This window comes from Psychrobacillus sp. Z3-81 (genome assembly GCF_056620325.1).
The window spans coordinates 1-9,236 of sequence record NZ_JBWQPU010000028.1; the positions used below are offsets into that span (position 1 = coordinate 1).

5 protein-coding genes are annotated in these 9,236 nt (G+C 42.4%); all 5 read left to right on the forward strand.

Going from position 1 to position 9,236, the window contains the following annotated elements; genetic code table 11:
• Positions 1-702: 702 nt before the first annotated feature.
• Positions 703-4,584, forward strand: a complete 3,882-nt coding sequence (locus tag AC1ECF_RS17485; protein ID WP_480390718.1) for a S8 family serine peptidase — start codon at positions 703-705, stop codon at positions 4,582-4,584.
• Positions 4,585-4,921: 337 nt separating this feature from the next.
• Complete coding sequence (locus tag AC1ECF_RS17490) at positions 4,922-5,623, forward strand: hypothetical protein (RefSeq protein WP_480390719.1); 702 nt, start codon at positions 4,922-4,924, stop codon at positions 5,621-5,623.
• A 102-nt stretch (positions 5,624-5,725) separates the two neighbouring features.
• The gene (locus AC1ECF_RS17495; protein ID WP_480390720.1) at positions 5,726-6,094 is read left to right on the forward strand and encodes a DUF2512 family protein; all 369 of its coding nucleotides are present in this window, start codon (positions 5,726-5,728) and stop codon (positions 6,092-6,094) included.
• 231 nt (positions 6,095-6,325) lie between these two features.
• Entirely contained in the window at positions 6,326-7,177 is an 852-nt protein-coding gene (locus AC1ECF_RS17500; protein WP_480390721.1) for an STAS domain-containing protein, read from the forward strand.
• An 823-nt stretch (positions 7,178-8,000) separates the two neighbouring features.
• Positions 8,001-8,984, forward strand: coding sequence for a 2-hydroxyacid dehydrogenase (locus AC1ECF_RS17505; RefSeq protein WP_480390722.1), 984 nt, complete (start codon positions 8,001-8,003; stop codon positions 8,982-8,984).
• The last annotated feature ends 252 nt before the right edge of the window (positions 8,985-9,236 follow it).

A 9,236-nucleotide genomic window follows, 5' to 3' on the forward strand; every position in this document is an offset into this window, starting at 1 on the left:
TTAGGTGTCTATCGATCGAAAAAGAGGGTCTATCGCGCGATGGGAGAGAGGACCTTGAAGTATCGTGCGGAACGGGGAGTCTACCGCTCGATAAATGATTGCTAGTGCGCGGTTTTAGGTGTCTATCGATCGAAAAAGAGGGTCTATCGCGCGATGGGAGAGAGGACCTTGAAGTATCGTGCGGAACGGGGGGCCTACCGCTCGATAAATGATTGCTAATGCGCGGTTTTAGGTGTCTATCGATCGAAAAAGAGGGTCTATCGCGCGATGGGAGAGAGCACATTGAAGTATCGTGCGGAATGGGAAGTCTACCGCTCGAAAGGTGGTAGCTACTGCGCGGAAATCGGAGTCTACTGCTCGAAAAGATGGGCCTATCGCTCGGTAGGAGGAATATCTCAGTGACAACCAATAAAATTAAAGTGCCATTATACCGATGTTCATTGTAGTTCGACATGTATCCGGTCCCCAATATTGGTCGTTAATGTTATGTGTGAATAGCTATATGCTCAGTAAACAACTTGAAAATCATATAAGATATTTCTATCAAAAAGCAGTCTAAATAGTATTTTAGACTGCTTTTATTTTGGTATTTTTCTGTTTATTCTCAATAAAATATTATATTATTCAACTATCATTTGTGATAAATTAGTAGATGGTAATTATTATGGTAATATATCAATATTTTAGAAGGGTGTTGTAGAGTTGGATCGTAAAGGGATGACAAGGTTTTGGAGCGGCTTGATTGCTTTTGTGATGTTTCTTTCTTTATTGCTACCTTTTCCAGCATTGGCAGATGAGCAGGAGAAATTCCCATCTAAAAGTTTAGATGAAAGCAGGCTTGCAATTAGAGCGGCTATTGCAGAGCAAGTGGCAGTGGCACAAGGTGAGGGAAGGATTCATCCTGATTTACAGAGAGTAGATGGTGACGAGGAAGTGTCAGTTATTGTTCACTTGTCTGAGAAGCCAGTTGCCTTGGAGCGGGGAATTAGACAGCTTTCTGGCAGAAATATATCAACATATGCAGCTAGACAGATAGAAAAGACGGTGACTTCTCAGCAGGAGCAAGTGGAGAATGAGTTAAAGAAAAAGTCTGTTGATTTTTCGACAGGCTATACATACACGACTGTATTTAATGGTTTTTCTGCAACGGTTAAGGCTAGTGATCTACCTAAACTGCAAGAGGTAGATGGTGTGAGCTTGATAGAGCCGGACTCAATGGTGTACGCAATGGAAGAGGATGGACAAGCAGATCCTGCCATGTCTACGAGTATTGATTTTCTTGGAGTAGATAAGCTTTGGGATGAAGGCTTGGAAGGGCAAGGTATCAAGGTAGCTGTGCTAGATACGGGTATCGATGCCGATCACCCAGAATTTGCTGGGATTTATAAGGGCGGTAAGAACTTTGTCAGGCATGATAATAATAAATATACCAAGCCGCGAGCAACTAATGACGCATCGGAAACATCACCTTTAGAACGAGCAGAAGGTGTTGCTGAATTTAATGCAAATGGTAGCTCTTTCTACACATCCCATGGGACGCATGTTGCCGGAACGATTGCTGCAATTGGTGCAAATGACTATGGTATTAAAGGTATTGCACCAAAGGTAGAGCTGTATGCGTATCGAGTGCTTGGCGCATATGGCAGTGGTTATAGCTCCGATGTCATCGCTGCAATTGAAGAAGCAGTTAAACAAGATATGGATATTATTAATCTATCTTTAGCTGGAGGGAGCAATTCAGAAACAGATGCTGGCTCCTTCGCAATCAATAATGCGATGATGGCAGGCGTTGTCTCCGTCGTTGCTACCGGTAACTCTGGCCCTAATCGTGGAACAATCGGGACGCCTGCAACCGCACGTTTAGGTATAGCAGTTGGAAATACGACGAATCCAGAACCGCGATACTCAGCGAGAATCAATGTGACTTCAGGAGATTACCATTATTCTAAGACATCTAATCTAATGGCCACAACCTTTGGAAAAGAGCTAAGTGAGCAGCTAGATGGAGAGTTTGAAATAGTAGCAGTTCCAGGCTACGGAAAGGTACGTGATTTCGAAGGGGTCGATGTAAGCGGCAAAGTTGCTTTGATTTCTCGAGGAGAGATTGCATTCGTGGATAAGATTGCGAATGCGAAAAAAAATGGAGCTATCGCAACGATTATTTATAATAACGAAGGCACCGCCCCTTTCAATATTGCTGAAGGAGACTCATTTGATTTTCTTCCGACGTTCGATATCTCTTTAGCAGATGGAGAAGAGCTTAGAAACAAGCTTACAGAGAGAGGGGCAACCGTTACCTTTTCTCATATAACCGAAGAAATTTTGACGGGAGATGAAGTGAATAAATCGAGTTCACGAGGACCTTCTACTCCTAACTTTGACATCAAGCCTGATATTACGGCACCTGGTACGAATATCATGTCCACCATTCCTATGTACAAAGCTGATTTTCCGGAAGTGTCTTATGACCAAGCTTATGGCCGTAAAACGGGAACGTCCATGGCAACTCCTCATATTGCAGGAATTGCTGCGCTAATAAAACAGGCGAATCCACATTGGACGCCATTTGACGTAAAGGTCGCTCTATCGAACACGGCAAAGGTGTTAGATACGGAGAAATTTGATGTCTTTTCTCAAGGAGCAGGTCGTGTAAACGCTTATGTAGCAGCACATCCAGAAATTCTTGCGTATGCATTAGATGAAGCAGTCTTAGATGAAGAAGGCGACTTGATGGAAAACATCAAGGGTACTGTCACCTTTGGACCGCAAAATCTGAATGAGTCAGACATCGAGGTGACGAAACAGATAGTTGTCAGGGATATTGCTCGAAATGGCGGTAATTATGATGTGTCTGTAGAAGTGATCAAAGGTTTCGGTGACGCTACGGTGACAGTGGATCATCCATCTTTTAATTTGAATGGACAGCAAACCTTAAATGTGACATTAACTGCGTCACAAGCGGAAACGAGAGCCGGAGCTGAAATCCAAGGTTTTATTTATATTAAAAACAATGAAGTAGAAATCTCCCTACCATTTGCCGCTGACTTTAGTCTAAGCGTGGTGGAGGATTTAGCGATCTCTGAGACAGATTTGTCCTTTGACAGAGATGGCGTGAAGGATGCTGCAACATTGTCCTTTAAGACAACTGGAGCAATTGATCCGTTTTCTATAGAGCTTTGGGACATGCAAAATCCAGATGGGGGAGTAAATGGCGATGGTTATATCGGATACCTGATAAAGCCACGACCACTAAATGCAGGCAGTTATAACCTTGAAATCATAGGCTCCTATATTTCATTTGATGGGAAACAAAAATCAATTCCTGATGGTCTTTATACAATTGACATGAAAGGTAATTCATCACCGGGGCTTATATTAAAGGATATTGGGCCGATTTTTGTGAAAACTACCAAGCCTGAAATAGAGGCTATGTATGTAGAGGGAATGCTTACCGGACAAATTAATGATAAGTACATCGATTACAATCAAGCCTTTGATTCCTGGTATGACATTAATGGCAAGCTATCAGTGTCAGCTGTACTTGAAAGCGTTGATGGTACGTCTCAAGTTATGCCGATTTTATTAGAAGAGGATGGTTCATTCTTTGAAGTTATTGCTGCAGACCAAGTTCGTCTCCTAAAAATAAAGGTGGCGGATGCAGCTGGCAATAAATCAGAAAAAATCATTTATCAGTCTGCAGAGTTAAAAGTAGGGGATGTAACGCTGTCCGTTGGAGAAAAGAAGAGCTTGGTAGTGAAGCACGCTGCTTATGGAGAAACAGATGAAACAGATGTAACAACAAAAGCCACTTTCGAAATTGCAGATGGAACTATAGCATCCGTCTCGGCAACGGGAGTAGTTACGGGGCTTTCCGCTGGCGAGACTACTATCAAGGTTACGTATAGAGGACAAGAAAAGATGGTCGCAGCACAAGTGACGCCAGATGAGCCAAAAGTGGTTCCACCGGGAAATGGAGAGGCTCCAGTTGTTCCGGCCCCAGCACCTGGCCCTCCTCCTAGTCCAGTACCAGCTGAGCCAACAGTTTCGGCGTTTATCGATACCAAAGGACATTGGGCGGAAAGCTACCTTCAAAAAGCAACAGCTCTTGGAATTATCAAGGGTTATGAGGATGGAACAGTGAAGCCGAATGCCTCTCTGACAAGGTCTCAATCCGTATCGATGATCGTGCGCGCATTGGGATTGGATACAGACAAGCGAGCGCCGTTTAGTGATATCAATAGATATGCGGCGACAACCCAAGAAGAAATCGCAGCGGCCTACCACTATGGTATCATCAAAGAAAACGACGGAAAATTCCGTCCAGGCAATAAAGTAACTCGTGCACAGCTAGCATTAATGCTCCAGCGTGCCTATGAAATAAAAAATGGAAATCCCTATAATCCAAGCAAAATAGCGCCATTCCTTGATTTTGGCGGTTACAATCAAGAAACCATTGACTCCATATCCATGCTCTATGAGCTGGACATCGTAGACGGTAGCAACGGCAAATACATGCCAACTCAAGCTACTACCCGTGCGCATATTGCAAAAATGCTCATCAATTTCTTGGGACAAGTGGAATAAATAGAAGGGCAGCAGACAACCATTGTGTTGGTCTGCTGCTTTTCTGTTTTGTATTTCCTGCATAGATAGATACTTATTAGGCAATGCCCACTTTTTGCGAGTAAAAAGTGGAGAGTAATTAGCTCCAATTTGCTGTTTGCAAAAGTAGAGGATAACCGTTTAACAATCTTTTACCTCCTACCGACACCTTTTTATTAGATTATCTAAAATTTAACTTATTATTATAATTTATTTACTTACATTTAATTCGTTGAACATAAGATAATGTAAAATAATTACCTTTTTTGAAGGTATTTTAGATTAAGGTGTCGAATGTAGAGAAAAAGGGGGAAAGTAGATGATAAAGAGCTTAGAGCTTCGGCAAAAGTATGTGGTGTATGGGAAGTATGGCAAGGAGAATATTGGTGGGAGAATGGAGCCGGTTCGAAAAGAATCGCATATTTGCAGAGGGAGTGGCTTGTCTATCTCAGAGGTACAGGAGAGGAAAACGGATGCTGTCGTTGTTCTTGTGAATCCAGGTAAGCGAGTGAAAACAAAGGACTTGCCAGAGGATGGCTGGAAGCAGATAGCACCTGATTTAGCACAGGTTCAGCTTATTAGGTTGATGGAGAAGATGAAGTGGAATAAGATCACGATTCTTCAGCTTTTTGATATTTGTGCGGGCAAGGTGGAGGATTTTATTCTACTGCTAACGATTTGTGAGCATTCGGACATAGCGTACTCTCGTTTTCAGACGGATTTACAAGGCTGCAAGGAGGAAATTGCTTCAGCCGAACATCTATTGTTTGCATGGGGAGCAAGGCCAGAAGCAAAGAGGCTTGCAACAGCGTTTGGACTTTACCCGGTTGAGGAAGCGAAGAAAAATTTCGGCAAGCATCCGGTGGCGGTTTGGGATGTAAAAAAAGGATACCCAAAGCATCCCTTTCAGTACAAGCCTGACCTATGTGACCAGTGGGTAGAGGATATGGTCGCAGCTATAGAAAATAAAAGCATTTCTGTCTCTACTAATGAAAAGCAAATAGAACCGGCAACCAACTAGTTCTAAAAAAGTGGTTTAAATTGGAGAATTGGGTATACCTCTAGCAAGAACAAAAAGAGGTATGCAATATGAATCACGTAAGAGTTAAGCATCAAATTTCTGATGATTGCTGTAGTCCTTTTGGTCGTGATGACCTTATTGTTTGATGTCCCTGTGGTGGATACACTGTTGCTTAGTATTTTCTTAACGGTATTAGCTTATGCGACCGGAGATTTAATGGTCTTCAGAAAAACAGGTAATAGATCGGAGCAACCGAAACGTAATGCAATAGCAACCGTAATGGATACAGTGTTAGCCTTTATAGTGCTTTGGTTACTGGGAGCAGTGTTAAATGGAGAAAATGGAAACCTTGTATGGGCAGCGGCTATATCAGCAGTAGTTATCGCTGGAGGAGAATGGTTCTTCCATAAATACCTCGACAAAAATATATTTCCAGAGAAACGTAGAAGAAATGTAGAAGCTTCTTATTAAATAAAAAAGTATGGTTGGGATTTCCCGACCATACTTTTTTCTATTAGGAGTAACGTTTTGGTTCCGATGTGACAAGCAATACACCCCATTTATAGTTGCTGACAGTTTTGTTAATTTTCTAAAGCAGTGAAGCCTAAAATAGCTCCTTTTTTGGTTAACAAATTATAAGTTGGAATAATTTGTACATTATCTATATAATACTATTATATATGGGAGAAAGAGGGGAACATTTTGTCTTCGATACATCAGCAGCTATACGACTATCTTATTGAGCAAATACCCAACATTACGAAGAAATGGTTTGAAGAAAAGCGCAAGTTTACTGGCCCTTATTATTCTAATAACTCCAATCCACAGGTAGATGAAATGCTAAAGGAACAGCATAGACTGACTATTCAAACTGCTGTCTCCGCATTTTTGGAAGATGATAATTCCTTTCGCCCGCTACTAGAAAACTGGGCTGAAACCGTGGCGACAAGTCGTGTAGAAAATAATATCCCCATTCACCAAGTGATTGAAGCCTTAAATAAAACAAGAGAAACTATCTGGTTTTTCCTAGAAAAGTTCTGCATTGAGCAGGCTGACCAAGTAACTAATCAAGACATCCTTCATTGGAGTTTGGTATATAACACAACGTTCGATCAGTTGATCTATCAATTTTCGAAGCGTTATTATATACTTTCGAATAATCGGTTGAAAGCACAGCAGACGCTTATTAGGGAGATTGGGGCTCCGATTATTCCCATTCTACCAAAGGTTGCAGTGTTACCAATAGTTGGCGACATCGACACTTTCCGTGCTAAGTCGCTCAAAGAGGAAATTCCAAATAGATGTGTCGAGCTTGGCCTAGAGAAGCTATTTCTAGATATCTCAGGCGTAACCATTATTGACACGATGGTAGCGAACGAGTTATTCACCCTTACAGACATTTTGAAGCTGCTAGGTATTGAGCCCATCCTGTCGGGCATTCGCCCAGAAGTAGCGCAAACGACGATCCAGCTTGGCTTGAACTTCGGTAGCTTGTCGACCTTCAGCACACTACAGCAGGCACTAAAAATAACAGGTGTATACCGAGATCGTTAACCCCGCCAAGTATGGTGGGGTTTTGTTTTGTGGAGAGGAAAATCAGATACAAGGTATATGGCTTAAGGAATAAATGAGCGATGAAAATTACTGAATTGTGGATGAGAGTGGCTATTTACTGGAATCTGCTAAAACATAGTGTTTGTCTTTTAATATAATTTCCAGTAAATTTCCGATAAGTGACTAAATTAGTTGTGAGAGCGACTAACTCTGAGACGAACGTGACTAAATTAGTTGTGAACGTTACTAACTCACGAGTGAAAGCGACTAAATGGATGGCGAAGGCGACTAACCTAGTAATGCTACACTTTTTGCAGGCAAAAAGTGGTCATGGCCAATGACACTGTCTTAGGTGGGGAAGCAGCATCAGAGTTGGCATCTGTTATAAATATAGCACTCGCTGGATTTCCAGTAAATTTCCGATAAGTGACTAAACTAGTCGTGAGAGCGACTAACTCTGAGACGAACGTGACTAAATTAGTCGTGAACGTTACTAACTCACGAGTGAAAGCGACTAAATGGATGGCGAAGGCGACTAAATTGGTAATGCTACACTTTTTGCAGGCAAAAAGTGCACATGGCCAATAACACTTTCTTCGGCAGAAACGGAGAGAATAACAGCGTGTATTACTTCATCAGATAGCAAGTCATTCTCCACGTTCAATGGCAAATTAGCCTAATCTATCTCAAGTAAAGTAGAGGTTGTAAATCCACCACTTTTTGCTAGCAAAAAGTGAACCAACTAAACTCCCCTATTAAAATAGGAGAATTACCAAAGATTGTCGAAGTATAACTAGTACATATCATCGAAAGGGGAGTACTTATGAAGCCTACTGTTTTTATTGCTAGATCAGTTCCGCAAGAAGTGGAGTCTTATATCGCAGAGTATTGTGAGTATCGTATTTGGAATAAGGAGGAGCCGATTCCGGAGGAGATTCTTCATAAGGAGCTGGAGAACGTGGATGGTCTGCTTATCCAGCATGCCCATGTTACAGAAGAACTATTGGAGCGATTTCCGAAGTTGAAGATTGTGAGCAATGCTGCAGTAGGGTATGACGGATTGGATTTGGAGGCGATGAAGAAGGCAAAGGTACTTGCGACTCATACGCCATATGTGTTAGACGAAACAGTCGCTGATTTGGCATTTGCTTTGATTCTTTCCACTTCCAGAAGGATTGCAGAGCTAAATGACTACGTGAAAGAAGGTCAATGGAATAAGTCGACACAGGTCAGAGAGTTGTTTGGATTGGATGTACACCACAAGACAATTGGAATCGTTGGGATGGGACGTATCGGAGAGAAAATAGCTAGAAGAGCCTCCTTCGGTTTTGAGATGGAGGTCTTGTATTATGCTCGTTCTCCGAAGCCGGAGCTTGAGGAGAAGTATGGGATGGCTTATGCAAATCTTGATACTTTATTAGCAAAGTCTGACTTTGTTGTCTTAATCGTTCCATTGACAGCAGAGACCGAAAAGCTAATTGGAGAACGCGAGCTTAAGCTAATGAAAAAAACAGCTTTCCTCATTAACGTAGCTAGAGGAAAAGTGGTAGACGAACAGGCTTTAATAAAAGCTTTGGAGCAAGGAGAGATCCAGGGGGCTGGGTTAGATGTCTTCGAGCAAGAGCCGGTATCCCCAGACAATCCCCTTTTAAAAATGCCGCAGGTGGTTGCCATCCCTCATATCGGATCAGCAACAGCCGAAACGAGAGGCGCAATGGCACGGATGGCGGCAGAAAATCTAGTTGCTGGTGTGACAGGCAAGATCCCTCCAAATGTTGTGCCGGAGCTGAGATGCTTGGTGGAATAGTGTTAGGACAAATAGTGAAAAGCTATGAGGATTTTTCTCATAGCTTTTTATATTGCGTCGATTTGTACGTGACATGCCCAGGTCAGGAACGCCAATTGATCCGAATCGCAAATAAACTAATTTGCTATCCACTTTTTGCTCGCAAAAAGCGGCGATTGCCTAATATCCCGCTAGGGCAGAGTTGGCTAATTTTAGGTCGGTGACGCCGTCCAAACCCTTGACAATCGCAAGTAAACAGCTCGAAACCGCACG

Coding starts and splice junctions, on each gene's coding strand:
- AC1ECF_RS17495 (WP_480390720.1), top strand. CDS start 5,726: ATGATTGCTGTAGTCCTTTTGGTCGTGATGACCTTATTGTTTGATGTC.
- AC1ECF_RS17505 (WP_480390722.1), top strand. CDS start 8,001: ATGAAGCCTACTGTTTTTATTGCTAGATCAGTTCCGCAAGAAGTGGAG.
- AC1ECF_RS17490 (WP_480390719.1), top strand. CDS start 4,922: ATGATAAAGAGCTTAGAGCTTCGGCAAAAGTATGTGGTGTATGGGAAG.